The 25,573-nt window shown below is 67.6% G+C and carries 23 protein-coding genes; 14 read left to right on the top strand and 9 right to left on the bottom strand.

Annotated elements, in window-relative coordinates; genetic code table 11:
- Positions 1-6: 6 nt before the first annotated feature.
- On the bottom strand, positions 7-468 hold the full coding sequence (locus tag CFREN_RS10320; RefSeq protein WP_209652103.1) for an ankyrin repeat domain-containing protein: 462 nt from the start codon (positions 466-468) through the stop codon (positions 7-9).
- A 170-nt stretch (positions 469-638) separates the two neighbouring features.
- On the opposite strand from CFREN_RS10320, the gene metG reads away from it, so the two are divergent.
- The gene (gene metG / locus CFREN_RS10315; protein WP_244979488.1) at positions 639-2,492 is read left to right on the top strand and encodes a methionine--tRNA ligase; all 1,854 of its coding nucleotides are present in this window, start codon (positions 639-641) and stop codon (positions 2,490-2,492) included.
- 4 nt (positions 2,493-2,496) lie between these two features.
- Here metG and CFREN_RS10310 read toward each other — a convergent pair whose 3' ends face one another.
- On the bottom strand, positions 2,497-3,303 hold the full coding sequence (locus CFREN_RS10310) for a DUF1707 domain-containing protein (protein ID WP_209652105.1): 807 nt from the start codon (positions 3,301-3,303) through the stop codon (positions 2,497-2,499).
- A gap of 37 nt (positions 3,304-3,340) precedes the next feature.
- Between CFREN_RS10310 and CFREN_RS10305 the strand changes: the two genes are divergently transcribed.
- The 4 genes from CFREN_RS10305 (at position 3,341) to CFREN_RS10290 (ending at position 7,037) form a co-directional block, all read left to right on the top strand.
- On the top strand, positions 3,341-4,180 hold the full coding sequence (locus tag CFREN_RS10305) for a TatD family hydrolase (protein WP_209652107.1): 840 nt from the start codon (positions 3,341-3,343) through the stop codon (positions 4,178-4,180).
- Between the two features lie 305 nt (positions 4,181-4,485).
- Entirely contained in the window at positions 4,486-5,625 is a 1,140-nt protein-coding gene (locus CFREN_RS10300; protein WP_209652109.1) for a resuscitation-promoting factor, read from the top strand.
- On the top strand, positions 5,626-6,561 hold the full coding sequence (rsmA, locus tag CFREN_RS10295; protein ID WP_209652111.1) for a 16S rRNA (adenine(1518)-N(6)/adenine(1519)-N(6))-dimethyltransferase RsmA: 936 nt from the start codon (positions 5,626-5,628) through the stop codon (positions 6,559-6,561).
- Positions 6,562-6,758: 197 nt separating this feature from the next.
- Positions 6,759-7,037, top strand: coding sequence for a DUF1540 domain-containing protein (locus tag CFREN_RS10290; protein WP_209652113.1), 279 nt, complete (start codon positions 6,759-6,761; stop codon positions 7,035-7,037).
- 187 nt (positions 7,038-7,224) lie between these two features.
- On the opposite strand, the gene CFREN_RS10285 is transcribed toward CFREN_RS10290, so the two are convergent.
- Positions 7,225-8,034, bottom strand: a complete 810-nt coding sequence (locus CFREN_RS10285; RefSeq protein ID WP_209652116.1) for a hypothetical protein — start codon at positions 8,032-8,034, stop codon at positions 7,225-7,227.
- Between the two features lie 497 nt (positions 8,035-8,531).
- On the opposite strand from CFREN_RS10285, the gene CFREN_RS10280 reads away from it, so the two are divergent.
- Together CFREN_RS10280 and CFREN_RS10275 are read left to right on the top strand one after the other, a co-directional pair.
- The gene (locus CFREN_RS10280) at positions 8,532-9,416 is read left to right on the top strand and encodes a hypothetical protein (RefSeq protein ID WP_209652118.1); all 885 of its coding nucleotides are present in this window, start codon (positions 8,532-8,534) and stop codon (positions 9,414-9,416) included.
- Positions 9,413-9,922: a hypothetical protein gene (locus CFREN_RS10275; RefSeq protein ID WP_209652120.1), complete on the top strand. Its 510-nt coding sequence runs from the start codon at positions 9,413-9,415 to the stop codon at positions 9,920-9,922. The genes CFREN_RS10280 and CFREN_RS10275 overlap by 4 nt, the downstream gene beginning before the upstream one ends.
- On the opposite strand, the gene CFREN_RS10270 is transcribed toward CFREN_RS10275, so the two are convergent.
- The gene (locus tag CFREN_RS10270) at positions 9,906-11,651 is read right to left on the bottom strand and encodes a hypothetical protein (protein ID WP_209652121.1); all 1,746 of its coding nucleotides are present in this window, start codon (positions 11,649-11,651) and stop codon (positions 9,906-9,908) included. The two genes, CFREN_RS10275 and CFREN_RS10270, sit on opposite strands and share 17 nt — an antisense overlap.
- A 689-nt stretch (positions 11,652-12,340) precedes the next feature.
- The gene (locus tag CFREN_RS10265) at positions 12,341-12,892 is read right to left on the bottom strand and encodes an NUDIX hydrolase (protein ID WP_209652123.1); all 552 of its coding nucleotides are present in this window, start codon (positions 12,890-12,892) and stop codon (positions 12,341-12,343) included.
- A 147-nt stretch (positions 12,893-13,039) separates the two neighbouring features.
- Between CFREN_RS10265 and CFREN_RS10260 the strand changes: the two genes are divergently transcribed.
- The 4 genes from CFREN_RS10260 to CFREN_RS10245 are packed head-to-tail and all read left to right on the top strand — an operon-like array spanning position 13,040 to position 17,505.
- Positions 13,040-14,488, top strand: a complete 1,449-nt coding sequence (locus tag CFREN_RS10260) for an extracellular solute-binding protein (RefSeq protein WP_070521658.1) — start codon at positions 13,040-13,042, stop codon at positions 14,486-14,488.
- Positions 14,488-15,483, top strand: a complete 996-nt coding sequence (locus CFREN_RS10255; RefSeq protein ID WP_209652125.1) for a carbohydrate ABC transporter permease — start codon at positions 14,488-14,490, stop codon at positions 15,481-15,483. The genes CFREN_RS10260 and CFREN_RS10255 overlap by 1 nt, the downstream gene beginning before the upstream one ends.
- A 6-nt stretch (positions 15,484-15,489) precedes the next feature.
- Positions 15,490-16,323 carry a carbohydrate ABC transporter permease gene (locus CFREN_RS10250; protein WP_070521656.1) on the top strand — a complete coding sequence of 278 codons (834 nt, stop codon included), beginning with the start codon at positions 15,490-15,492 and terminating at the stop codon, positions 16,321-16,323.
- A gap of 6 nt (positions 16,324-16,329) precedes the next feature.
- The gene (locus CFREN_RS10245; protein ID WP_070521654.1) at positions 16,330-17,505 is read left to right on the top strand and encodes an ABC transporter ATP-binding protein; all 1,176 of its coding nucleotides are present in this window, start codon (positions 16,330-16,332) and stop codon (positions 17,503-17,505) included.
- Between the two features lie 101 nt (positions 17,506-17,606).
- Here CFREN_RS10245 and CFREN_RS10240 read toward each other — a convergent pair whose 3' ends face one another.
- Together CFREN_RS10240 and CFREN_RS10235 are read right to left on the bottom strand one after the other, a co-directional pair.
- Positions 17,607-18,455, bottom strand: coding sequence for a ParB N-terminal domain-containing protein (locus CFREN_RS10240; RefSeq protein ID WP_070521651.1), 849 nt, complete (start codon positions 18,453-18,455; stop codon positions 17,607-17,609).
- Between the two features lie 2 nt (positions 18,456-18,457).
- Positions 18,458-19,309 carry a metallophosphoesterase family protein gene (locus CFREN_RS10235; RefSeq protein WP_209652130.1) on the bottom strand — a complete coding sequence of 284 codons (852 nt, stop codon included), beginning with the start codon at positions 19,307-19,309 and terminating at the stop codon, positions 18,458-18,460.
- 173 nt (positions 19,310-19,482) lie between these two features.
- Between CFREN_RS10235 and CFREN_RS10230 the strand changes: the two genes are divergently transcribed.
- From CFREN_RS10230 to CFREN_RS10220, 3 genes are all read left to right on the top strand, one after another.
- Positions 19,483-19,941: a hypothetical protein gene (locus tag CFREN_RS10230; protein WP_209652132.1), complete on the top strand. Its 459-nt coding sequence runs from the start codon at positions 19,483-19,485 to the stop codon at positions 19,939-19,941.
- Positions 19,942-20,041: 100 nt separating this feature from the next.
- The gene (locus CFREN_RS10225; protein WP_070521643.1) at positions 20,042-20,962 is read left to right on the top strand and encodes a 4-(cytidine 5'-diphospho)-2-C-methyl-D-erythritol kinase; all 921 of its coding nucleotides are present in this window, start codon (positions 20,042-20,044) and stop codon (positions 20,960-20,962) included.
- A gap of 129 nt (positions 20,963-21,091) precedes the next feature.
- On the top strand, positions 21,092-22,972 hold the full coding sequence (locus CFREN_RS10220) for an ABC-F family ATP-binding cassette domain-containing protein (protein ID WP_209652133.1): 1,881 nt from the start codon (positions 21,092-21,094) through the stop codon (positions 22,970-22,972).
- Positions 22,973-23,051: 79 nt separating this feature from the next.
- Here the strand turns inward: CFREN_RS10220 and CFREN_RS10215 are convergent, their stop codons facing one another.
- The gene (locus CFREN_RS10215) at positions 23,052-24,647 is read right to left on the bottom strand and encodes a carboxylesterase family protein (protein ID WP_209652135.1); all 1,596 of its coding nucleotides are present in this window, start codon (positions 24,645-24,647) and stop codon (positions 23,052-23,054) included.
- A gap of 74 nt (positions 24,648-24,721) precedes the next feature.
- Complete coding sequence (locus CFREN_RS10210) at positions 24,722-25,489, bottom strand: alpha/beta hydrolase family protein (RefSeq protein ID WP_070521634.1); 768 nt, start codon at positions 25,487-25,489, stop codon at positions 24,722-24,724.
- Positions 25,490-25,573 lie beyond the last annotated feature (84 nt).

Genomic DNA, 25,573 nt, shown 5'->3' with positions numbered 1-25,573 from the left:
CGGTGGCTACACGAGCAGGTCTGCGGGCGCGACCCCATGGTCGTTGGTGACGGCCGGATCTGCGCCACGGGCCAGGAGCACGACGATCACGGGCGCGTCCGCGTCGAAAGTCATCGCGGCCCGCCATAGCGGCGTATTGCCCCAGCCATCCCGCGGGTCGAGGTCGGCGCCGGCGTCGGCGAGCAGCTCGGTGCAGGCGACGTCGCCCTCCAGCTCCGCAAAATGCAGCGCCCGGAAACCCTTGCCGTCCTTGGCGTCCACGTCGGCGCCCCGCGCCACGAGGCCCGCGACCAGGTCCGGGCGGCCGCGGGTCACCGCGTTCATCAACAGGGTGCGCCCGTCCCAGTCGACGCAATCGACGCCATGGTCGGCGACGAACTCGTCGAGCATCCCGTCGAGGCCCGGGCCGGGCTCGGCCCCGAGCAACGAGACGAACACCCCGTAATCGACGGGCTTCTGGTCGGGCATGTCCGGCTCCTTTCGATGTCGTCGGCGGCCATGCGCGGAGCACCGCGCCATCCGCGGGATTTTCCCACGGAAACCGAGCCCCGGCCACAGGGGAGGAAAGGGGGCGCACCCGCCCCGGCAGGAGGGCGCACTGCGCGACCCGGTCCGGACCATGGTTTACCCTGGACATCATGTCTCGCATCCTCACCGCCGTCGCCTGGCCGTACGCCAACGGACCCCGCCACATCGGTCACGTCGCCGGATTCGGCGTGCCGTCCGACGTCTTCGCCCGCTACCAGCGCATGGCGGGCAACGAGGTGCTGATGGTCTCCGGAACCGACGAGCACGGCACCCCGCTGCTCGTCCAGGCGGAGAAGGAGGGCGTCACCGTCCAGGAACTCGCCGACCGGTACAACCGGCAGATCGTCGAGGACCTCGCGGGCCTGGGGCTGAGCTACGACCTGTTCACCCGCACCACCACCCGCAACCACTACGCGGTGGTGCAGGAATTGTTCCGCGGGTTGCACGACAACGGGTACATGGTCAAGCAGACGACCATGGGCGCCATTTCGCCGTCGACGGGGCGCACGTTGCCGGACCGCTACATCGAGGGCACCTGCCCCATCTGCGGCGCATCCGGCGCGCGCGGCGACCAGTGCGACAACTGCGGCAACCAGCTCGACCCGGCCGATCTCATCGACCCGGTGAGCAAGATCAACGGCGAGACGCCGAAGTTCGTCGAGACGGAGCACTTCCTCCTGGATCTGCCCGCGCTTGCCGACGCCCTGTCGGAGTGGCTGAAGGGCCGCGAGGATTGGCGCCCCAACGTGCTGAAGTTCTCCCTGAACCTGCTGGAGGACATCCGTCCGCGCGCCATGAGCCGCGACATCGACTGGGGCGTGCCCATCCCGCTGGACGGCTGGTCGGACGACAAGGCGAAGAAGCTCTACGTCTGGTTCGACGCGGTCGTCGGTTACCTGTCGGCGTCCATCGAGTGGGCGTACCGCGTCGGCCGGCCGGAGGCGTGGCGCGAGTTCTGGAACGTCGGCGGCGGCGAGGACGGCAAGGGCGCCGAGTCCTTCTACTTCATGGGCAAGGACAACATCACCTTCCACTCGCAGATCTGGCCGGCGGAGCTGCTCGGCTACGCGGGAGCCGGGTCGCGAGGCGGCGAGGCCGGGGAGCTCGGCGAGCTGGCGCTGCCCACGGAGGTCGTGTCCTCGGAGTACTTGACCATGTCGGGCTCCAAGTTTTCGTCGTCGAAGGGCGTGGTCATCTACGTCAAGGACTTCCTCGCCGAGTTCGGCCCGGACCCGCTGCGCTACTTCATCGCGGTCGCGGGCCCGGAGAACCAGGACACGGACTTCACGTGGGACGAGTTCGTCCGCCGCGTCAACAACGAGCTGGCCAACGGCTGGGGCAACCTGGTCAACCGCACGGTGTCGATGGCCCACAAGAACTTCGGCGAGGTCCCGCAGCCGGGCACGCTGCTCGACGACGACGTCGCGCTGCTTGATTTGGCCGAGCGCACCTTCGACGAGGCCGGCAAGGCGCTGGGCGCATCCCGTTTCCGCACCGCCGTGACGGCCGCGATGCACGTCGTCGGCGAAGCGAACGCCTACATCGCCGCGCAGGAGCCGTGGAAGCTGGCGAAGGACGAGTCGCAGCGCGAGCGTCTGGCCACCGTGCTGTGGACGGCCCTGCAGGTGGTGTCGGACTGCAACACGCTGCTGACCCCGTTCCTGCCGGCGTCGGCGCAGAAGGTCCACGAGACCCTCGGCCGCGACGGCGTGTGGGCGGCGATGCCGGAGATCCGCGAGGTCGAAGACGACATGCCGGTCGAGCCGGTGGGCGTCGACCTGCCCGCGGCCGGTCGCACGTACCCGGTGATCATGGGCGATTACTCCGACCAGCTGGCCACCTGGGGCCGCGTGGAGATGGTGCCGGGCACGCCGCTGTCGAAGCCGAAGCCGCTGTTCGCCAAGCTCGACCCGGAGCTGGCCGAGACCGGCCCGGAGTGGGCGCCGGTCAACCCGGAGCAGTAACCGGTCAACCCCGGCGGTAGGGGTTGTCGGGGCTGCCCTCGGATTTCCCGTCGGTTGCTCCGCTGGTGCCGCCGGTGCGGTCGCCGTCGTTGCGGTCGTCGCCGGTTCCGCCGTCGCGATCCCGGCCGCCGCCGGTTCCGCCGTCCAGGGCGCGGCTCATGAAGCCGATGGCGCGGCTGGTCAGTTGCTCGGTCCGCGCCTTGCGCTCCAGGCGCAGTTCGGCGAGGCGCTCCTCCTCGAGGATCTTCTGCTTGGCGGCGCGTTCCTGTTCCGCGGCCCTGTGTTCGGCGGCGCGCAGTTTCTCGGCGGACCGCAGCTCGCGCAGGCGCTGCCGTTCGACGGCCCGGGGGCTGGGGACGTGCCAGGAGTCGGGGCCGATCTTCATTACGTACAACAGCAGCCACACCGTCGGAATCAGCAGCAACAGCACGGTCGGCAGGGGAGAGGCGATCATGGAGGACCAGACGATGGCCCCGGCGGTGGTGCCGACCGTCGTCAGTCCCAGCAGTCCGAGCCGGGTTTTCTTGCCGCTTTGATACGCCGCGTCGATTTCCTCCCCGGCGTAGAGTTTGGCGGGCGCCTGTCCGGGCACGCCGCCCCTGCGGGAAGGCGGCAGGTCGTCGAAAAGCGGCACCAGGTCGGCGCCGGTGTCGGCGCATGCGACGCGCTGGACGCGGTCGTCGTATTCGTCGATGGTCAGGCGGCCCTCGGAAAACGCGCGGCCCAGACTCGCCATCGCCGCTTCGCGTTCGGCGTCGCTGATGCGGTAGTTGGCGTCGTCTGCTGGGAACTGTCCGTGGCCGGCCGTCATGTGGCCAATGATATCGGCGGGCCTACACTGGGCGACCATGGGAAAGAAGAAGCGCCCCGTCGCAAGCCCGGCCCCGTACGTCGCGCCGCTGTTCGACGCGCACACGCACCTGGCGTCGTGCGGTGCCCGCGATGAGGCGGCGATCGCCGAGTTGATGGACCGCGCCGTCGCCGCCGGCGTGGCGGGCGTGTGCACCATCGGCGACGGGTTGCCGGAGACGGAGTTGGCCGTCGCCGCGGCACGGTCGCATCCGCGGGTGTGGGCGGCTGCGGCGATTCATCCGACCCGGGCGACCGAGCTTGACGACGCCGCCCGCACGAGGCTCACCGAATTGGCTGCGGAAGAGCGGGTCGTCGCCATCGGGGAAACCGGCCTGGACGAATACTGGATCGGCAAGATGGACGACTGCGCGCCGCTGGACGTCCAGATCGAGGCGCTGCACTGGCACATGGAGCTGGCGCAGTCGGTGGACAAGCCGCTGATGATCCACAACCGCGAGGCCGACGACAACCTCATGCGGGAGCTCGACGGGTTCGACGGGCCGGTGATCCTGCACTGCTTCAGCTCGCCCATCGAGGTGGCGCGTGAGGCCCTGGAGCGCGGGTACGTGCTGTCGTTCACGGGCAACGTCACGTTCAAGCGCAACTCGGATCTGCGGCTGGCGGTGGCGGAGGCGCCCGCGGAGCAGCTGCTGGTGGAGACCGACGCGCCGTACATGACCGCCGAGCCGTACCGGGGGGCCCGCAACGAGCCCGCGTTCGTCGGCTGGCAGGCCCGCTGCATGGCGGAGGCCCGCGGAGTGCCGGCCGAGGAGATGGCGGCGCAGCTGACCGCCAACGCCGAGCGGATCTACGGCATCGAGGTGCCCGCCCCGTAGGTGAGCGCGGCGTGGCGGCGCCGCCGGAGTCTTCGTCACATCCGCCCCAGTCGCCCCAGCGGTTTCGCCGCATGGTCGTATAACGGGACGATTGCGGCAGCTGTGGCGCGAATTACGTTCGATTTGCGGATCAACCTGGGCATTTGGTGGACTTTCGAGGGTCCTTTACCGTAACGTGACCCAAGTACTTCCATCGGGGTGCATTTTTCGCCCGCACCAGGCCCGCGCGAACCGTCACCGGAACGCCGGGCCATGCCCATGCCCGCCCGACCGCCCCGGGGATCATCGAGAGGAACCGCAGTACCGTGAGCAAGCACTCCAAGAGCCGCGTCAACCAGCTGAACAACAAGGCCACCACAACCAGGCGCGTCGCCACCGGTGGCCTGTTGGTCGCGCTGGTCGCCGGCGGCGGCACGGCTGCGGCGGCGCAGAAGAGCGTCACCGTCGACGTCGACGGCGAGATCCAGCAGATCTCCACGATCTTCGGCGATGACACCCGCATCCTGAACAAGGCCGGCGTCGAGCTCGGCGACGGCGACCGGGTCGTGCGCCAGGGCGAGATCTCGGACGGCGGAACGCTGGTCTACCGCTCCGCGAAGCCGGTGTCGCTGACCATCGACGGCCGCACCACCGAGACCACCACCACCGCGGTCACGGTCGAGGAGCTCATCGCGTCCCTGCCGAACGTCAAGGCCGCCGACTCGGTGAAGGCGCCGTCGTCGCAGCGCATTCCGGCCGAGGGCATCGAGCTGGACATCGTCACGGCGAAGGACGTCGTCCTCAACGACTCCGGCCGGGAGGGCCGCCTGCAGATGGCCGCCGCCACCGTCGCCGATGTTCTCGAGCAGCGCGGCATCGTCCTGGGCGAAGGCGAGACCGTCACCCCGGCTCCGGAAACCCCGGTGACCGAGGGACTGCGCATCGACGTGTCCCGCTTCATCGACCAGGTCCTCACCGAGGACGTCGAGATCCCCTCCCCGGAGGAGATCATCGAGGACCCGGAGATGTACGACGACGAGCGCGTCGTCGAGACCGAGGGCGCCCCGGGCGTCAAGCTGCTCAAGGTCAAGGTTCTGTCCCGCGACGGCGAGGAGCTGTCCCGCGAGGTTCTCTCGGAGCACGAGCGGACCGCCCCGTCCGTCACCGTCGTCCGCCAGGGCACCAAGCCCCGCCCGGGCGCCGCCCCGGCCGTGGCCCACGGTTCCGTGTGGGACGCGCTGGCGCAGTGCGAGTCCGGCGGCGACTGGAGCATCGACACCGGCAACGGCTTCTCCGGTGGCCTGCAGTTCCACCCGCAGACCTGGACCGCCCACGGCGGCGGCCAGTACGCCCCGACCGCGGGTCAGGCGACCCGCGAGCAGCAGATCGCCGTGGCCGAGAAGGTCCAGGCTTCCCAGGGTTGGGGCGCCTGGCCGGCGTGCTCCGCGCAGTTGGGACTGCTCTAAGTGGCCGAGGTCCGTCTCCTCGGGCCCGTCGAGATCCGTCGGCTCGCCGACGAGCTGGGCCTGCAGCCCACGAAGAAGCTCGGCCAGAATTTCGTCCACGATCCCAACACGGTGCGTCGGATCATCGCCGCGGCCGACCTGTCGCCGGATGACTACCCGGTCGAGGTAGGCCCGGGCCTCGGATCGCTGACGCTGGGTCTGCTCGAACACTGCGGCCGCGCGGCCGCCGTCGAGATTGACCCTCGACTGGCCGAACGCCTGCCGACGACCGTCGGGGAATTCGCGCCGGGACGTCATCTCAACCTCGTCGTGAAGGACGCGTTGACGGTGACGCGAGATGACATCGTCGGAAAGCACGACGGTGCGGGCACTGCGGGCACCGCAGACGACACGGAGTTCCCGGAGCCGACCGCCCTGGTGGCGAACCTGCCGTACAACGTGTCGGTGCCCGTGCTGTTGCACATGCTGCGCGAATTCCCGTCGATCCGGCGGGTGCTGGTGATGGTGCAGCTCGAGGTCGCCGAGCGCCTGGCCGCCGAGCCGGGGTCGAAGATCTACGGCGTGCCCAGCGTCAAGGCCGCCTTCCACGGCACCGTGCGGCGCGCCGGCGTCATCGGCCCGAACGTGTTCTGGCCGGTGCCGAAGGTCGATTCCGGACTGGTGCGCATCGACGTCTTCGGCGTGCCCGGGCCGAACGGCGAGGAATCGCCCGCCGGCGAGGCCCCGTGGCCCGTCACCGACGAAGCGCGGGCGAAGGTGTGGCCGCTCATCGACGCCGCGTTCGCCCAGCGCCGCAAGACCCTCCGCGCGGCACTGTCCGGCGTGTACGGCTCCGGCGCCGCCGCCGAAGAGGCCCTCGTCGCCGCCGGCATCGACCCGAAGCTGCGGGGCGAAAAGCTCGGCGTCGCCGATTTCGTCCGGCTCGCGGGGCTGTAGCTTGGCGGATCACAGCTCGGGGACCGTGGTCGACGGGGAGTCGGGGCGGGGCTCATCCGGAGGCAAGGACAAGGTACCTGAACGTTGACAGTGAAGGCTGCCCTTGCTTGTTTTTCCTGGTCAGGGGGCTATTCTTGGAAGTGTCAGATACGCGGAACCATCGATCATCGCTTTACGATCTCGAGGAGACCCGCACCATGTCCACCATCACCAAGATTTCTTCCTGCGCCACCACCGCCTGCTCCTTCAACAACGGCGGCTGCACGGCCTTCGCGGTGAACGTCGGCGGCGACGGCGACGCCGCCTGCACCACCTTCGCCACGGTCGACCTTCGCGCCGGCCTGGCGAATGCCGAAGGTCAAGTGGGGGCGTGCAAGCGCCTCGACTGTGCGCACAACCAAGATCTCATGTGCGGACTGGACGACATCAGCGTCACCGGTGACACGGCGCTGTGTGCCAGCTACGAAGCACGCTGACCACGATTTTCGACGGCCATCGGACCCGCTTCTTCCGGCGGGGCCCGGTGGCCTTCGTCGTGTCGCGGGGCCAGCGGGGATGGGGAAACCGGGGTTGGCGGGGAAAATGGGGGATTGGGGGCGGGAACTGGGAAATGGGAAACGCGCGGGGTTCGGCGAAGAACCCCGCGCGCCCCTCGACCCGGTGTCAGATACGCGGCGATGCGTGCCGGGCCGAGGTCGTGGCGGCCAGGGCCGAAACGGCCCCGACCAAGTCCGAAAATTCCCGGATCTCTTCGGGAAAGTCAATGAAAACGCTGGTCAGCCGAGTGCCGTAGATGGTCGACAGCATCAAACCGGCCACGTCGATGTCCGACACCCAGACCTCGCCGCCCAGGGCCTCGCCGGCGTGCAGCGAAGCGGAGGGATCCAGCTCGAACTCCGAGCAGCGGAAGCCGTCGACGAAGCCCACCAAGGCGTCGGACAGCAGCTGACGAAGCTGCTCCTGCGACAGCCGGCCGACTTCGTCGCGGGCGTCGAATTCGCGCGACGTGAGCTCGAGATCTCCGGGATGGGGGCAAAGTTCGTCCACTGGAAGCTTGACCACGCCGCACGGGCCATGCAGGTAGGCCCTGTCCAGCTCCACCACGCCCAGGACATACGAGCCCGGGGAACTCGGGTGGAAGCCGAGACCGGCCAAAGAGGCGTCGGCGTCGACCGAATCGTCGCGGATGGGCAGCCATTCGACCCGCCCGAGCGCATGAAGACCCGCGACGGTGATGTCGGCCGCCAACTCCGGGGCCTTCTTCACGCCGTCGACCCGAACTTCCGCATCCCCGTAGTACTGCGCATCCGCGGCGGGGCAGACGACGATCAACCGGCCGCCGTCGCTGAGTCGGTGCGACACGACCGGAATCGTCGCGGCGACGTCGACCCGGTAGGGGGTCAGCGACAGGGCCCCGGCGCCGCCGAGCATCCGGCGTCCGAGGCCCTCACCGTGCGAGAATGCGGGGTCCATGAAACCTCCATCGTGGTCAAGGTGAGGCTAGCCTAAAGTCATTGTCTTTGGCTGTCAATGGAGGGGGTGGTTGCGCTTACTTGCTGGTCGGTGGCGTGCCCGTTCGTCGGTGGTGCCTGCTCGTCGGTGGTGCGTCTACTCGTCGGTGGGCGGTTGACGCAGCCCCAACACCCGGTCGACGTGCCAGGCCAACGGCAGCTCGGCCAACTGCTCCCGGGTGGCCCACAGGTAATCGGAATGCTCCCGGTTCAGCACGACCTCGGGGAGTGCATGGCCGTCGAGCCCGGTATCTTCTGTGGCCCCATCGGCTCCGGTGGTGGGGGCGGCTCCCGTGCGGGTCGGCGGGTTCCTGGGCGCCGCCCGGTGCGAGTGAAAGACGGGCGCACCCATCGGGGCAGCACGTCGCCGTTTGGTGAAAACTGTCCGTGAACTGGCATGTTCGAATGATTGGCCTTCTTTCCGGCCAGGTCATCCGGACCGTGTTCTAACTTCGGGGCATGACTTTCACGAATGAAACCAACGACCGATTGTTCACCCGCGCGGGGGCGCTTCGCGATATGCTCGCGGATGCCTGCGGCGACGACTCGTTCGCCGACAGCGGGCTCATCTGCCCGGACGCCGACCTCGACTTTCGCCCCGACGATTTCGGGGTGGCCGACGCCTTCGACGTCGTCGACGAGATGCGTCCGGAGCTGCCGAATCTCAGGTCCTTGTGGCGTGACGACGACGGCACACGCGTCACGCTCCTCGCGGAAACCGGCGAGACGTTGAGATTGTCGTACACGGTAATTGAGCTGGGGCATCGTTCGGGTCGAACCCGGGCCGGTGGTGCCGGCTGGGCTATCGAGGCTTTCGGCGCAGACGGTTCCCCCGTGCCGGTGGGTGTCTCGAAGTTGGGGTCGGCCGCGGCGATGACGAAAACCGTTAAGACCGCAGAGGGGTTGCGGAAGACGGTTGCGCGGATGTTCGCTGGCTGGGTCACCGACGAGATGCGCAGGGCGCGCACCCGGAAGCGCGACCAGCTGAAGCGATTGACGGAGAAGAACCGGGCGAAGGCGATCGCGTGGCTCGAGGATCTGCACTGGGCGCTGGCATCCGGTGACCGGGAGTCTCACCGCGGCGACCTGGACGGGTATCACTGGCTCGACGGTTTCGATGAACCGGAGCTGGCGTATGCCGTGGTCAGGTACCGGATCAATGGCCGCGACGTGCTCCGCGTGATGTGGCTGGATCTGACCTGCCTCGGGGACGGGGCCGAGGATCTGAAGGGTTGCCGCGTCGACAGCAGCGACGCCGCTGAGTTCATAGGCGACGCCGGCGTTCGGGCGATCCTCGATTGGGACGACGAGAATCGTGAGTCGTTCGGCGGGACCCCAGCGTGACCAGCATGGATGTGTGGCGCGTGCGCGTCGGATTTCGCGTGACGGCGGAGAACGCTGTCGGCGCCGTTCTGAAGAACGGGGTTGGGGCGGAGCTGGGTCACCACCTCGCCCGGTTTCCCCGGGCGGAGTTCGAGTTTGATACCGCGGCGCACACCGGAGTCGCCGACGTTTTCGTGGAAGGAAGGGACAGTCGATGGGGTGTGTCCGACGCCGAATCCGCGGCGGCCACCGCAGCGCAGATCGTCGCCGATGTCGCAGCCGTTGTGCTGGCAGTGCGCGAAAGCGCCGTGGAGACGACCGTCATCGGCGAGCCGGAGTGCATCAACGGAGTCGTCGTGTGGGGCGACGCGGACCACGATGCGCCGATTCCCGATTCGGAGAGATACAGGTTCTTGCGCCGCCGTGGCGTATTCCGAGACCGGCTGTCGACGGAGGAGCGACGCGCCAGACTCGATCGTTGGCGAGACGACGTCGACGTGAAAACCGGCATCACTGCGGGGTTCTAGGTTCGAGTTCCCATATGTCGGCTCTTTCACCGTCATCGCGGGTGAAGAGCACCCGCGTGAACTTCGTCAGCCACCCTTTTCGTGAGGCCCACACGATAAGTACGGCGATGACGAGCGTGATACCGACGGTGCCGCTGAGAGTCGCTAACGAAGGGCCCGCCGTAATCGCGCTGAATGAGGGAATCGCGATGAGGATCGAAACCAAAGCCAAACTGAGATCGAGTTGGCGACGACTGCGCTCCTCGGCTTCCTCTCGCCTTCGACGTTGTTCTGCAATCTGCTCTCTCTTCTTCGACTCCCGACTAGCCTCAAGTAGGCGGTCTTCTTCCTTTTGTTCCTGCCTCGCTACGCGTTCGCGTTCCTCATGCTCGCGCGCGAGACTTGTCAAAATCTCATAGCGGAGTGATAAGCCTTCACTTAGTTCCTCGAGCTGCTGCGGAACGCCGAGCTGTTCTTGCACGGCGTTTAGAAAACGTGTCGCCGCAGGACGGCGAGGGATGTGAGAAAACCAAAGTTCACGCCGGAAATCCAAATGTTCTTGCTGGACCCGGGCTAGTTCGTGATTGATGGCGGCAATGGACTCTTCCGTCTTGTTCAAGCTGTGGTTAGAGGCGGGAATAGACCAACTGTCTCCATAGGGATTGATATGCGTTCCGTCTGCCGCGGAAGCGAACCCTGGAATCTGCGCTTCCTCTTCGGAAAGGAATTCTAGTGCGTAAAGCTGCCTTATGGCCAGGATCGCCAGCTCCACGTACCTCGTTTGGCAAAGTCGAAATGGGTCCGGGTGAAGCGAAAAGCACCCGGCGGTGCGCACGGTGGCAAAGCCAAACTCGGTGGCACTGTCCGTCCATCCCGCGGGTGCGGCAACGGCATGCGCCTTGGCGCCGTCGGCGTCGTCCGGCGGCAGCGCGGACGTTGGACGGCACCCCGAAGCTAAGACATATGACCACTGGCGTTCAGGAGTCCACTCTTCGGAGCAGTACTCGAATCCCGCGAGTTCGGACATGGGGCACGAAGGTAGGCCGACATCGGGGTAGGGGATAGCGCAGCTCAACGTGAAGATGCGCCGACGATCCCATGCGTCGTTTGCCGAGCGATTTTCTTCGGCGACCGTCGTGTAGCCAGCGTCCAAACTAAAGTGGAATTTTACGTTTCCGTTCGGCGATGTGACGGTCTCGTCTATTTCGAATGTTCCGTCGTTGAGTGCGCGATACCATGGCTTATTTGCCGGTGTTGCGGAGGCGCCTACTGTGGGGCTGTTGTTGGCGATCTCCTCGTTGTCGGTTTCGGGATCTTTGCCGATTTGAGAGGGCGGGTTCTCCCCGATCACGGCAAGTTTGGCGTGATACTCAAGGAGCTGAAGTGCCGAAATCTTACGAAAATTCCCTTTATGCGTTTCTTTCTCGCCCAGGTCGAAAACTGTGAATGCCTTCGTGTGGTTGATTTTCCCAGATTTCCTGACGATATCGGGCGAGGGCTGGAGGGAATCCATTACTTCGCCTGTTCGCAAGCTCTGAGCGAACTGAATCACGTCGGTTGGGGAAGGATTTTCGATCGCGATGTGCATTACGACGAAATCGTCACTATGATGTCGGTCGTCTCCAGTGAATCGCAGCGTCTCGACTGCTCGCAAACTGACGAAACCGGAAACTGGGTTGTCTGACCTGTCTCTCTCTTCGGGAAGGAAGGCGATTCGGTAATCTTTGAACGTCACGCAATGGCTGTCCATTGCGGTATTCCATCGGCTGGAACTGTAGAACGTCGGATCTTCAGCGGTGTGGCCCGCGTCTGTTAGAGATCGGGCTGGGTCTGAGATGCGACTTTCTCCGATTGTGACTATCGGAGTATCCCGCATTCCTCCTGTAGCGGACCACAGGCGACGGGAAAGCCATCTTTGGGGATCTTGGTGAGGGGCGGAAAGCTTGTCGCGACGTTTTGAATCGACGGTTCCATTTTCGTCCAAGTGCGGGAACTCGATTGACGACATGCCACGGTATCGTCCCCGATGGAAGTATCCGCCAATGTTCGGGCGTTGGTTATTTTGCCGCGATTGATTGTCAACGAGTGGGACTTGGACGGGCAGGATCACGGACATCAGGACGACTCTGAATCGGTTCGCGCGATCGTCCCGTTCCGATGGATAGCGCTTCAACGTTGACCCGAAGTGTTTGGACACCTCGGGGGTCACCGTCCACTTCGGCGGCTCCGGTGAGTCACCGGCCTTGGCCGCTTCCTTAACTGGGGCGGTCGCCTTCGAATGTATCGGGCCCATAGGTCAATCATCTTCAAGTGGCTGAGATCTGCAACCTAAAGTTCTTCCCTGTCCCTGAATGGGGGCGCTCGCTGAAATTTGGAAGTTTGAGACGCGAAGCCGCCAGGAGAAGCGTCTATTCGTTCCTGGGGGATGAGTATTCGGCGTCATAGTCCCAAAACGCGACTGACGTGCCAGGCCAACGGCAGCTCCGCCAACTGCTCCCGGGTGGCCCACATGTAATCGGAATGCTCCCGGTTCAGCACGACCTCGGGGAGTGCATGGCCGTCGGGCTTGGCTGTCCCGTCGACTCCGGTGCTTTCCGCGGCTCCGTCGGCTCCCGTGCCCCCGTCGGCGTCGTCATGCTCGAAGGCCTCGAAAGTGACGATGTGAAACCGGAAATCGCCGCCCTTCGAGTCCGGGTTCGACCAATGCGCCACCTCCGGGCCGATGGTGCCGGTCAGTCCGGTCTCCTCCATCAGCTCCCGCAGTGCGGCGGCCGACGGCTCCTCGCCCGGCTCGCTCTTTCCTCCCGGCAGATCCCACTGGCCGCCCAAGTATCCACCGGGGGCGCGGCACAGCACCAGCAGACGATCGCCCCGCCACAGCAGGACGTTGCAGACCCAGCCGTCCGCCTCCGGCCATTCCGACAGCCGGGCCCGGCCCGCGGATTCGCGGCGGCTCATGGCCGGTCGGTCGTGGTGGAGGTCGTCGATCATGAGGAAAGTCTAAGTCCGCGAGGAGGTGACGGCGATATCGGCTCGACGAAAATCTCCCTCCCGAAAGAGAACCTTCCACCCAAAACAGTGATCGTCGTACACTGAGAGGTGGCTAATCACATCCCGTGCAGAGGAGCTGATGCAACGATGACGCCCGAGCAACGAAGATCCCCGGTCGGGGATCGGGAAGGGCGGGGCGTCCGGCTCCGCCCGCGATCCGCGCTGAAGAAGAAGACCGCCGCGCTGCTCGCCGCGCTGACCATCGGATCGCCGGTTCTCGCGGCGTGCGGAACGGACGAGGCGGGCCCCACCGTCCTGCGGTTCATGGGGCCGGCCGACGGCGTCGACCAGTACAGCGCGGCCGCCCAGAAGTGCTCCGAGCAGGCGGACGGAAAATACGTCATCGAATACGACGTCTCGGCCAAGCAGACCGACGACCAGCGCCTTCAGCTGGCCCGGCGCATCGTCGGCGGCGACGACTCGTTCGACATCATGGGCCTCGACGTCACTTGGACCGCCGAGTTCGCCGAAGCCGGATGGGCGGTCGAGTTCCCCGAAGACGTCGCACGGCGAGTCGAAGACGGAACCCTGTCCGGCCCGATGGAAACGGCCACGTGGAACGACAAGGTGTACGGTGCGCCGCTGAACACGAACACCCAGCTCATGTGGTACCGAAAGTCCCTCATGCCGCAGGGCCCCGACGGTGAAGCGCAGCCCCCGGCGACGTGGGAGGAAATCGCCGCACTCGGCGAACAGCTCGCCGACGAAGGCAAGCCGTCCTACGTCGGCGTGCAGGCCGCCCAGTACGAGGGCATCGTGGTGTGGTTCAACTCCATGCTCGAAGCCGCCGGCGGAACCATCGTCGACGACACCGGCCGCGAGACCACCATCGACGAAGGCGACGCCGCCAAGCAGGCGCTGACGGCCATGAAGGCCGTGGCCACCGCCAAGGGCGCCGACCCGTCGACCTCGCAGCTCGACGAAAACATGGGCCGCCTGGCCTTCGACCGCGGTGACGCTTTCATGCAGGTCAACTACCCGTTCGTGTACGCGGGGCTGAAGGAGAAGGCCGAGAGCGGCGACGCCGCCGCCCAGGAGGCCTTCGATGACCTCGGCTGGACGGTCTACCCCGGCATGGTCGCCGGCGAGCCGTCCAAGGCCACCATCGGCGGTCTCAACATCGCCGTGCCGTCGACCTCCAAGAACCAGGACCTCGCGTTCGAGGCCATCGAATGCCTGCGCAACGAGGAAAACCAACTGCACAACGCCCTCACCGGCGGTCTGCCGCCGACGTTGACCAGGCTCTACACCGAGGCCACCGACGAATTCATCGAGGAATACCCCTTCTACCGGGAGATCTTCGAATCGCTCAACACCCTCGACCCGGAGGACCTGGGCCCCGAGGAACGCAGCCTGCTTCCCGACGAGCGCACCGTGTCGGTCGCCGTCCGCCCGGCGTCGCCGGCGTATCAGTCCGTGTCGATTCTCCTGGCGTCGCGCCTGAGCCCGCCCGGCGACATCGACCCCGAGACCCTCGTCCCCGAATTGGCGGATGAGATCGACCGGGCCATCAAATCCGAAGGGTTGGTGCCGTGATGACCGCGTCAAACAGCACGACGCCCGCATCCGTCGACTCCGCTGAGGCGACCGGTTCTGCGGGCGCGACGACGAAGCCGGACACGACCGCGAAGTCGGACGCGAAGGCGAAGCAGAAGTACTCCGACGGCCGCAAGGCCGAGCGCCGCCTGGGCATGATCCTCGTCGCACCTGCGGTGATCCTCATGCTCGCCGTGACGGCGTACCCGATCATCTACGCGGTGTGGCTGTCCATGCAGCGCTACGACCTGCGTTTCCCGGACGACCGCGAGTTCGTCGGTTTCGACAACTACGCCGCGGTGCTGTCGTCGGGCTACTGGTGGGAGTCGCTGTGGGTGACCGTGTTCATCACGGTGACCTCGGTGATCATGGAGTTCATCCTCGGCCTGGCCATCGCGATGGTCATGCACCGGGCGATGTTCGGCCGCGGCATCGTCCGCACGGTGGTCCTGGTGCCCTACGGCATCGTGACCGTCGCCGCCGCCTTCTCGTGGAACTACGCCTGGACGCCGGGTACCGGTTACCTGGCCAATCTGCTTCCCGACGGGTCGGCGCCCCTGACCGAACAGTGGCCGTCGATTTTCATCATCATCCTGGCCGAGGTGTGGAAGACGACGCCGTTCATGGCGCTGCTGCTGCTGGCGGGTCTGGCGCTGGTGCCCGACGACGTGCTCAAGGCTGCGGAGCTGGACGGCGCGGGATTCTGGCACCGCCTGTTCAAGATCACGTTGCCGCTGATGAAGCCGTCGATCATCGTGGCGCTGTTGTTCCGCACGCTCGACGCGTTCCGCGTGTTCGACAACATTTACATCCTGACCAAGGGCAACAACGGCACCGGTTCGGTGTCGATCCTCGGCTACAACAACCTGTTCAAGGCGTTCAACCTGGGCATCGGCTCCGCCATCTCGGTGCTGATCTTCCTCTGCGTGGCCGTCATCGCAATCATCTTCGTCAAGGGGCTCGGCGCATCGACCCCGGGCAACGGGAAGGAGTGATCGGCCATGAAACAAGGAACCGGTAAAGAAAAGGCGCTGTGGACCATCGCGTTGGTTCTCGTCGTCCTGTACGCGCTGGTGCCCGTGGCCTGGATCGCGTCATTGTCGTTCAAGACCACGGCGACCCTGCACGACGGGCATTTCATCCCGCGTGAGTGGACGCTGGACAACTACAAGGGGATCTTCCAGACCTCCGAGTTCACCCGGGCGCTGATCAACTCGATCGGCATCGGCATCATCACCACGCTCATCGCCGTCATCGTCGGCACGATGGCGGCGTACGCCATCGCCCGTCTGACGTTTCCCGGCAAGTCCCTGATCCTGGGCGTGTCGCTGCTCATCGCGATGTTCCCGCAGGTGTCGCTGGTCAGCCCGCTGTTCGACATCGAGCGCAAGGTCGGCCTGTTCGACACGTGGCCCGGTCTGATCCTGCCGTACATCACGTTCGCGCTGCCGATGGCCATCTTCATCCTGTCGTCCTTCTTCAAGGAGATCCCGTGGGAGCTGGAGAAGGCCGCGCAGATGGACGGTGCGACGCCGTTCCAGGCGTTCCGCATGGTGGTGGCTCCGCTGGCCATTCCGGGCATCGTCACCGCGGCGATCCTGGTGTTCATCTTCGCGTGGAACGACTTCCTGCTGGCGGTGTCGCTGACCTCCACGGAGGCCTCCCGCACCGCCCCGGCCGCGATGGCCAATTTCACGGGTTCGTCCCAGTTCGAGGAGCCGACGGGTTCGATCGCCGCGGCGGCGATCGTCATCACCATCCCGATCATCATCTTCGTCGTCATTTTCCAACGCCGCATCGTGGCCGGCCTGACCTCCGGCGCAGTGAAGGGATAGCAAGTCATGGCCGAAATCGAACTCAAGCACGTTTCCAAGAAGTTCCCGGACGGCGCGGTCGGCGTCGACGACGCGAACCTGCACATCGAGGACGGGGAGTTCATCATCCTCGTCGGCCCGTCGGGTTGCGGTAAGTCGACGACGCTGAACATGATCGCCGGTTTGGAGGACATCACCGACGGTGATCTGCTCATCGGCGGCGAGCGCGTCAACGACGTCGCCCCGAAGGACCGCGACATCGCGATGGTGTTCCAGTCCTACGCCCTGTACCCGCACATGACGGTGCGGGAGAACATCGAGTTTCCGCTGAAGCTGGCGAAGCTGCCGAAGAAGGAGATCGACGAGAAGGTCGCGGAGGCGTCGCGCATCCTCGACCTGGATCCGTACCTGGACCGCAAGCCGTCGAACCTGTCGGGTGGCCAGCGTCAGCGCGTGGCGATGGGCCGCGCCATCGTGCGCCGTCCGAAGGTGTTCCTCATGGATGAGCCGCTGTCGAACCTCGACGCGAAGTTGCGCGTGCAGATGCGCGCGGAGATTTCGCGTCTGCAGGCTCAGTTGGGCGTCACCACGGTGTACGTCACGCACGACCAGACCGAGGCGATGACCTTGGGCGACCGTGTGGTGGTCATGAAGGGCGGCGTCATTCAGCAGGTCGGCGAGCCGCAGGAGCTCTACGACCACCCGAAGAACCTGTTCATCGCGGGCTTCATCGGTTCGCCGTCGATGAACTTCACGCCGGGGCGGTTGAATCGGGGAGTGGTGTCCACCGGAATCGGCGACATTCCGCTTTCCGACGAGCTGGCGTCGGCGATCGGCGATGTGGCGGATCGCAACGTGATCGTGGGGCTGCGTCCGGAGGCGTTCGAGGACGCGACTCTCGTCGATGAGGGGCAACGCGCCGATGGCGTGGTCACCGACGTCGACGTCGAGGTCCTCGAGTCGATGGGCTCCGACAAGTTCGTGCACTTCACGGCCCCGGAGACGGGGGAGAACGGCGCCGGTGGCGTGGCGTCGTCGGCGGCGGCCGCGGATGCGGGTCTGGACGACAAGTCCACCGGCACCATGGTCGCGCGTCTGTCGGCGGAGTCGCCGGTGCGCCGCGGCGAGAAGGTGACGCTGTGGTTCGACCCCGCCAAGGTCTCCATCTTCGACGCCGAGACCGGCGAGAACCTGGGACTGTAGCCCCCGGCATCAGCCCCCGGCGTAGCCCGCCTCCCGGCCGCTGCGGTCGGGAGGCGGGTCGTCGTCAAGCAATGACCGGGGCTGCCGGCCGTCGGCCCGAATCAGTCGGGCTGGCGGCCGGTTTCGCGTACCCGCTCGAAAACCTCGTCGGTCCACTCGTGGCGGCGGATGAGGCGGTACCGCTCGGCGGCGATCCAGAGGTAGAGCTCGGCGTCGGTGTGGTTGGGGGCCAGGCCGATGGCGCGGGCGGCGGCGACGACCGGCTCGTACTCGGTGGTGAACCACCGGTCCGCGACCTCCCGGCGGTCGAGGAAGGCGCCCTCGGCCTGCATGGCGCGGAACCCCCAGGCCTCGACGTTTTCGGCGAGCTCGGCGTACTTCCACGGATTGGGCAGCATGATCGTCGCGGCGCGATCGTCCGACAGCGGCACGCGGGCCAGGAAGATGCGGCGGTGGTCCTTGAGCACCAGGTCGCGGTTGGAGTGGATGCCGTCGGCGTCGACGCTGGTGAGGGTCTCGGTGACGTAGGCGTCGATGGTCGGATTCCCGCGGTTGCGGGCGATGGACACGCGGTGGTGGCCGTCGACGACGAAGTACATGCCGCCGACCTTGCGCAACCGCACCGGCGGGACGGTTTCGCCGCGGCGTTGGGCGGCGTTGATGCGGGCCCACCGATCGCGGGTGGTCGCGGTGATGGGGCGGAAGGCGCGGTCGAACTGGCCGGTGCGGTCGACGGAACCGACGATGGCGTCGACGGGCACGTCCATGAGGCCCAGCTCGCGCCGCCCGGTTTCGCCGAGGGCGGCGACGACCTCGTCGTATGGCAGCACCTGGGTGACGTCGTCGGGCTGGCGGCGCAGGCGGGACACGGCCCTGCTCAGGCGCGCGCGGCGGCGGGCGCGGGCAAAGTCGGCCTGGGCGTCGGCGTCGGGGAAACCGGTGTCGGCCATGGTCAGCGTCCTTTCAGGATCAATTCCGCGCGTGGGGTGGTGCGCGGCGGGTGGACGCGGGTGAGCGTCCAACCGACGGTGTTGACGACGAGCGTCCGGGGGCGCGCGCCGGGCGGGGGCTCGGGTGCGGGGTGGGGTGCGGTGCCCGAGGCATCGGTACCGGCGGTGGTGGTGTCGGCGGCCGCGTGCGTCCCGTCGTCCGAAGGCAGCGAGAATACCCGCCTGTCGGCGCCATGCAAATGGATGTGGCCGTGCAGGTGCAGCGCCGGGCGAAGGGCGTCGACGAGCATGTCGACGGCCGGCAGCGCCCGGTGCGCGGGGTCCGTGCCGTCGACGTGGGCCGCGGCCGCGCCCGGAGTGCCGGGGGCGTGGGTGAGCAGGACGTCGACGCGTCCGTTGCGGCGACCGCGGCGGGCCTTGCGCAGCACGCGGCGCGCCCTCCGTCTGGCCTGCGCGTCGGTCCACTGGTTCGGGCCGGAGGAGTAGCGCGCGCACCCGCCGAGCCCGGCGATGCGCAGTCCGGCGACGTCGACGATGTCGCGGTCGGCGGCCCACGCCCCGGCGGGTCCGGGCCACCGGTCGTGGCGGCCCGCGCGCACCCAACCGACGGGGGTGAGGGTGAAGCCCTCCAGCGACGGGTCGTGGTTGCCGGGCACCATGACGCAGGGCACGTCGACGGCGTCGGCGACGGCGGTGACGTACCGGAAGTCGAGGTCGCCGGCGGACAGCAGCAGGTCGGGTCGGTTGCCGGGGCCGAAGTCGACGCCTCCGGGGATGGTCAGGGCGGGGCGTTCCTCGTCGGCGATGGCGAGGATGGTCACCGGTTCATCTGCTTTGCGACGTTGCTGTCCCATTGCCACGACCGTATGCCAAAGACGGCCGGGGAGGCATGCACCGCGGTCGCATCCGGTGGGAGACGCCCGGATGTTCGAACGATGTGGGGTTCATCCGGCCGGGCGATCCGGGGCGTCTTCTAGGGTGACGGCATACGCCGCCGAAGGGGCCGCCGAATCGAAGGAGACCCGCCATGACCTCGCCCATCACCGAACCCGTTGCACCTGCTGCACCCGCCGTGCCCGTTGCTCCCGCCGAGCCCGCCGAACCCGTGCCGCCCGTGGAGATTCCCGACGTGTGGGAGATGCCGAACCGCGGTTCCGGGTGGTGCGATTGCGGCGAAGACCACGAAGTCGACCGCCCCCTGGTGCGTCGCATGATCGACCGGGCGCTCGGCCGGGGTGCCCGTGATCGCGATGTCATCACGCACCCGGAGGTGTGCCGCGTGATCATGGACATGTGGCGGTACGTCGAAGTCTGCCGGTTCTTCCATGACGCGGTGGAACGGTCCGCGAAGGCGGTGCATGGCCGGGTGGAGCCGAAGTACCCGATGACCACGGGGGAGGCGATCATCGCGCACTTCGCCAAGACGTGGAACGGCTGCCCGGAGGAACTGTGCGGAGGCGGTTTCGACTGGGAGGGCGAGGTGTAGCGCCCGGGTAGACTCGGACGACGTGAACCCGCCCAGCTCCCAGAATTCGTCGTCCACCCCGCCCGCACGGCCCGGGACCGAACCCGGCGACCGTCGCCTCGTGGAGGTGTCCGCGACCGCCCACGCCAAGGTCAACCTGCACCTCGGCTGCGGCGACGTGCGCGACGACGGATTCCACGAACTGGTCACGGTGTTCCAATCCCTGTCGCTGCCGACGACGGTCACTCTCACGGAGGTGCCCGACGGCGATGCGTCGGGGCACGTCGCCGAGCTGACGGTGTCCGGTGATTCGGCCGCGCACGTGCCCGTCGACGATTCGAATCTGGCGTGGCGGGCGGTCATCGCCGCCGTGGAGAAGGCCGAATCCCGGGTGCCGCGGGTGGCGGCGATCCACATCGACAAGGCGATCCCCGTCGCCGGCGGCATGGCGGGCGGCTCGGCGGACGCGGCTGCGGCTCTGGTGGCGGCCCGCGAATTCTTCGAACTGCCGCTGACCGACGACGAACTGGTGGAGTTGGCCGCCGACCTCGGGTCCGACGTGCCGTTCTGCCTGCTCGGCGGCACGGCCCTGGGCACGGGGCGCGGCGAAAATCTGGCGCCGATTCTCGTGCGCGGCGAGTACCACTGGGCGTTGGCGCTGGCCAAGGGCGGGCTGTCCACCCCGGACGTGTTCCGGACCATCGACCGGCTGCGCGAGGAACGCGACGTCCCCCGCGCCGCGGCCCCCGATGAGCTGATGAAGGCCCTGGCCTCCGGATCGCCCGACGAACTCGCGGCGCACCTGGCCAACGACCTGCAGCCCGCGGCGATTTCGCTCAAACCGGAGCTGCGCACCACCCTGCGCGCCGGCCTCGACGGCGGTGCGCTGGCGGGCATCGTCTCCGGTTCCGGGCCGACGACGGCGTTTTTGTGCCGCGACCGCGAACACGCCCTCGACGTCGCGGCGCATTTGGCCACGTCGGGCACCTGCGCCGCCACGCTCACCGCCTCCGGCCCCGCGCCGGGTGCGCGGCTGACGTGAATCCGGCGGCGCCGTCGAAGCCGGCGCCGCAAACGAAACCGGCGCCACCGACGCAACCGGCACCAGCACCACAAGCAGCATCGACCGCATTGAACCGACCGCATTGAACGAGGAGTCCGAGAAGCCGAGATGGCGAACCTGATCAACCTGGAGAACGTCAGCAAGACCTTTGGGCTGAAGACCCTGCTCGACGGCGTCAGCCTCGGCGTCCAAACCGGGGACCGGATCGGCGTCGTCGGACTCAACGGCGGCGGCAAGTCGACGCTGCTGAAGATCCTCTCCGGCGACGAGCCCGCGGATTCCGGCCGCGTGTCGCGCAACAACGACCTCGCCATGGCGCATGTCACGCAGGGCGCGGAGTTGGATCCGGAGGCGACGATCTTCGACAGCGTCATCGCCCCGCTGGGCGTCGCCGAGCACGAGTGGGCGGGCGACGCGAAGATCCGGGGAGTCCTCGACGGGCTCGGCCTTCATGATCTGGGGTTGGACACGAAGGTCGGGGAACTGTCCGGCGGTGAACGCCGCCGCGTGAACCTCGGGGCGGCGCTGGTGCGGGACCTGGACCTGCTCATCCTCGACGAGCCGACGAACCACCTCGACGTGGAGGGCGTGCAGTGGCTGGCCGACCACGTCATGGCGCGTCGGTCGGCGTTGGTGGTGGTCACTCACGACCGGTGGTTCCTGGACACAGTGGCCACGAAGACGTGGGAGGTCCACGACGGGCAGGTGGATTTCTATGACGGCGGCTACAACGACTGGACCTTCGCCCGCGCTGAGCGTGCCCGCCAGGCCGATGCCGCCGAGGCGCGTCGTCGGAACCTGGCGCGCAAGGAGTTGGCGTGGCTGCGCCGCGGTGCGCCGGCCCGCACGTCGAAGCCCCGCTACCGCATCGAGGCGGCCGAGGCGCTGATTTCCAATGTGCCGGCTCCCCGCGACAGCGTGGAGTTGATGGCGTTTTCCAGGCGCCGCCAGGGCAAGGTCGTCGTGGAGTTGGAGGACGCGACGCTGTCGGCGCCGGACGGCCGGGAGCTGGTGCGGGATCTGACGTGGCGGTTGGCGCCGGGCGAACGCATCGGCCTGGTGGGCGTCAACGGTTCGGGCAAGACGACGCTGTTGCGCACGCTGGCCGGCGCACATCCGCTCGATGCCGGCAAGCGCATCGAGGGCAAGACCGTGCGTCTGGGGTGGTTGCGTCAGGAGCTCGACGATTTGCCGTTGGACATGCGCGTGCTCGACGCCATCGAGGATGTGGCCACGTACATCGAGGTCGGCGACAAGCAGTTGTCGGCGTCGCAGTTGGCGGAGCGCCTGGGCTTTTCCCCGAAGCGCCAGCGCACCCCGATCGGGGATTTGTCGGGTGGCGAGCGCCGTCGTCTGCAGTTGACGCGCGTGCTCATGTCGGAGCCGAATCTGCTGCTGCTCGACGAGCCGACCAATGACCTGGACATCGACACCCTGCAGGAGCTGGAGGATCTGCTGGATGGGTGGCCGGGCACGTTGGTGGTCATTTCGCACGACCGTTACCTCATCGAGCGGGTCTGCGATTCCACGTGGGCGTTGTTCGGCGATGGTGGCCTGACCAATTTGCCGGGTGGCATCGACGAGTATCTTCGCCGCCGTCGTGCGATGGCCGCGGCGGGCGTGGGCGGGGCGGCGCCGGTGCGCGAGGGTTCGGGTTCCGCGCTTGACGACGGCTCGTCGTCCGCGTCGTCGCCCGCCGGTGGCGGCGCCGGGGGAGCCGGCGCCGCGGGTTCCGGCGACTCGGTGAAGAAACTGTCCTCGCAGGAGGAGCGTGAGCTGCGCAAGGAGATGAACCGTCTCGAGCGGCAGCTCGCGAAGTTGGATCAGAGGGAGTCGGCGCTCAACGACGAGATGGCGAAGATCTCGGAGGACGTCGCCAACCTGGACACCGCCCGTCTGGCGGAGATCGACGGGGAGCTCACGGCGCTGCGCGAGGAGCGCGAGGAGATCGAGATGCGGTGGATGGAAGCGGGCGAGGAACTGGAGTAGCGGTCCCCCTCCGGGTAGGCGGGCGGCACCCCGGTGGCCGCCGCCCGCCACCGGCCCGTCACCGGCCCGTCACCGACGGTTACGTCGCTTCGACCTTCTCCACCGTCAGGAACGGTGCGGCGTCGAGGAGGACCTGCGCGATGCCGCCGGTTTTGGCGAACTGCGTCCACATCGCCTGCATGGACTTCCGGTCGCGGCGGACGTCGGTCCACATCTGGTCCTCCAGGAGGATGGAGTCGCGCCACGCGGACTCGTCGCCGAACAGCAGCGGCAGGTCGCACGTGTGCGCGGACCGGTACTTGCTGCGCTTCGCACCCCATGTCAGCGTGTAGTGCAGGGCTTTGCCACCGGCGGCGGCCCACTTTTCCGCGAACGCCGACGACCCGCCGTAGGTCTTCTTCGTCACCGCCCGCAGGATCCCCTCGAACACCGGTCCGCCGGCGACGGGCACCTTCTTCAGACGCGCGACCTCAGGGGCGTCGTGGAGGAACAGCGCCGACTCGCGCGGAGTATGTCCGAGCAAAATGTCGATGTCCCCGGCGATGGCGTCGAGGCAGGCGTCGAAAAGCGACTCGTCCGGCAGCGGCGCCGCACCGTAGCGCACGCCCCACGGCATGGCCTGACCGTTCTTGAAGGACCGGGCGGCCTCGGTGGCGCGGACCTCGGCGGCGGCGATGTCGTCGTGGCTCGTGGCCCGGTCGATGGGGCCGGCGGCGGCGACCATCGCGTCGTACATGGGGGTGCGCCCGCCGAGGAATCCGAAGGGGAGGGACTGCAGGATCGCCCGGCGGAACGGGGGCGCGTACGGCTTGTCGACGTCCCGCCGTCCCGGCCCAGAGGCCTCCAGTTTGTCGGCGCCGGCGACGACCATCAGCGCCAGGATCAGGTCGGCGCCCGCGGACTGGCCGAACATGGTGATCTGGTCGGGGTCGCCGCCGAACGCGGAGATGTTGGCGCGGATCCACTCCAGCCCCGACCGGATGTCCATGAGCCCCAGGTTCGCGGGCGGGACGCCGTCGGCACGGTCGTCGCCGCCGCCGAGGAATCCGTACGCGCCCAGCCGGAAGGTGATGGACGCGACGATGACGTTGTTGTCCGCCGCCATCTGCGAGGGGTCGAATCGGGGCAGGTCGCCGCCGCCGGAGATGTTCGCGCCGCCGTGGATCCACACCATGACCGGCAATTTCGCGTCGGGGGAGGTGCCGTCGGGAATGGTGAGGGCCAGGTGCTGGCAGTGCTCGTCGTGGTGGCGCGGCCGGGCGTGCGGGGCGATCTTCTTCGCGGCCGGCGAGGGGCGTTGCGGGCAGGTCGGGCCCGGCCGGTCGGCGACGACGATGCCGTCGGGCAGTTCGGTCAGCGGCTGCGGAACCTCGTGGCGATTTGCGTAGGCGTAGGGGATGCCGGTGGCGCGCAGCACCTCCGCGTCCGGCTTCTCGGCGACGGGGGCGCGGAAGCCCTGGACCACTCCGGCCGGGGCGTACCAACGCGGGGCGCCCGCCGACGGGGCCGGGTGCGGTCGACGCTGCTGCGCCTCGGTGACGTCGGCGGTGGTCTCGGAGGCGGGGGTCGTCCGCTCGCCGTCGTCCCCGGTGTAGCGGAAGGCTTCGTTGCGGTAGGCGTCGTCGTCGAAAACCCGCTTGGGGTGGGGCGGCTGCTCCTCGGTGGGCTTGGTCATGCCGCAATGTTGCCACGCCCCCGACCCGTGCGTCCGGGGAATCGGCCGCGGGCGGCCCACGCGGTGTCGGGAAGCTACGCCGACTCGGGCAGGTACGGCTCGGCCCAGGTCCGGATCAGATCCGCGGCGCGCTGGGGTGCGCCGGGCTTGATCAGCAGGTGGTCGGCCTTGTCCAGGCTGATCAGGGACTTCGGGTAGCGGGCGACGAGGAAGATTTTCTGGGCGCTGTCGATGCCGACGGTCTGGTCCGTCGGGGAGTGGAGCAGCAGCAGCGGGGTGCGCAGCTTGTGGATGTACGTTTCCGGGTTGATCTCGGCGAGGGTTTCCAGGAACTCGCGGGAGATGGGGATGTCGCGGCCGGCGATGGACAGCATCTGGGTGCCGTGGGCGTCGATGTCGCCGATGGCGTCGGCGAAGTGGTAGATCGAATGCGCCGGGTCGAAGGGGGCGCCGATGGTGGCGACGGCCTTGACCTTCGGCATCCGCTGCCCGGCGAGGATCGCGGCGGCGCCGCCGAGGGAATGCCCGACCAGCAGCGACGGGGCCCGGTACTCGGCCTCCATGAATTCGTAGGCGGCGACGAGGTCGTCGACGTTGGTCAGGAAGGTGGTGTCGGCGAAGTCGCCGCCGGATTCGCCGAGGCCGGTGAAGTCGAAACGCAGGCACGCGATGCCCTGTTTGGCCAGCGCACGGCAGGTTCGCGCGGCGCCGGGCACTTTGCGGTTGCAGGTGAAGCAGTGGGCGAACAGCGCCCAGGCGCGGGGCTCGCCGTCGGGCAGGTCGATCGTCGCGGCGAGGGTGTGGCCGGTGGATCCGGTGAAGGTCACGTTCTTGCTCGGCATGTCACCGAAGGGTACGCGCGACGACGCTTCAGGGCTTTGCGACGAGGCGAATTTCACGTCATGGTCGTGAACGTGAGCTGTGCC

Origin of the sequence: Corynebacterium freneyi (assembly GCF_030408835.1) — a bacterium.
Classification (GTDB): Bacteria; Actinomycetota; Actinomycetes; order Mycobacteriales; family Mycobacteriaceae; genus Corynebacterium; species Corynebacterium freneyi.
The sequence above is the reverse complement of the archived record's forward strand: the minus strand, read 5'-3'. Positions and strand labels throughout refer to the sequence as shown.

Bases quoted from the DNA above. Each gene is read 5' to 3' on its own strand.
- CFREN_RS10215 (WP_209652135.1), bottom strand. From the start codon at position 24,647: ATGACCAAGCCCACCGAGGAGCAGCCGCCCCACCCCAAGCGGGTTTTC.
- CFREN_RS10320 (WP_209652103.1), bottom strand. From the start codon at position 468: ATGCCCGACCAGAAGCCCGTCGATTACGGGGTGTTCGTCTCGTTGCTC.
- metG (WP_244979488.1), top strand. From the start codon at position 639: ATGTCTCGCATCCTCACCGCCGTCGCCTGGCCGTACGCCAACGGACCC.
- CFREN_RS10280 (WP_209652118.1), top strand. From the start codon at position 8,532: ATGACTTTCACGAATGAAACCAACGACCGATTGTTCACCCGCGCGGGG.
- CFREN_RS10255 (WP_209652125.1), top strand. From the start codon at position 14,488: ATGACCGCGTCAAACAGCACGACGCCCGCATCCGTCGACTCCGCTGAG.
- CFREN_RS10270 (WP_209652121.1), bottom strand. From the start codon at position 11,651: ATGGACAGCCATTGCGTGACGTTCAAAGATTACCGAATCGCCTTCCTT.
- CFREN_RS10290 (WP_209652113.1), top strand. From the start codon at position 6,759: ATGTCCACCATCACCAAGATTTCTTCCTGCGCCACCACCGCCTGCTCC.
- CFREN_RS10240 (WP_070521651.1), bottom strand. From the start codon at position 18,455: ATGGCCGACACCGGTTTCCCCGACGCCGACGCCCAGGCCGACTTTGCC.
- CFREN_RS10285 (WP_209652116.1), bottom strand. From the start codon at position 8,034: ATGGACCCCGCATTCTCGCACGGTGAGGGCCTCGGACGCCGGATGCTC.
- CFREN_RS10250 (WP_070521656.1), top strand. From the start codon at position 15,490: ATGAAACAAGGAACCGGTAAAGAAAAGGCGCTGTGGACCATCGCGTTG.
- CFREN_RS10260 (WP_070521658.1), top strand. From the start codon at position 13,040: ATGACGCCCGAGCAACGAAGATCCCCGGTCGGGGATCGGGAAGGGCGG.
- CFREN_RS10265 (WP_209652123.1), bottom strand. From the start codon at position 12,892: ATGATCGACGACCTCCACCACGACCGACCGGCCATGAGCCGCCGCGAA.
- CFREN_RS10235 (WP_209652130.1), bottom strand. From the start codon at position 19,309: ATGGGACAGCAACGTCGCAAAGCAGATGAACCGGTGACCATCCTCGCC.
- CFREN_RS10305 (WP_209652107.1), top strand. From the start codon at position 3,341: ATGGGAAAGAAGAAGCGCCCCGTCGCAAGCCCGGCCCCGTACGTCGCG.
- CFREN_RS10220 (WP_209652133.1), top strand. From the start codon at position 21,092: ATGGCGAACCTGATCAACCTGGAGAACGTCAGCAAGACCTTTGGGCTG.
- CFREN_RS10230 (WP_209652132.1), top strand. From the start codon at position 19,483: ATGACCTCGCCCATCACCGAACCCGTTGCACCTGCTGCACCCGCCGTG.
- CFREN_RS10245 (WP_070521654.1), top strand. From the start codon at position 16,330: ATGGCCGAAATCGAACTCAAGCACGTTTCCAAGAAGTTCCCGGACGGC.
- CFREN_RS10310 (WP_209652105.1), bottom strand. From the start codon at position 3,303: ATGACGGCCGGCCACGGACAGTTCCCAGCAGACGACGCCAACTACCGC.
- CFREN_RS10210 (WP_070521634.1), bottom strand. From the start codon at position 25,489: ATGCCGAGCAAGAACGTGACCTTCACCGGATCCACCGGCCACACCCTC.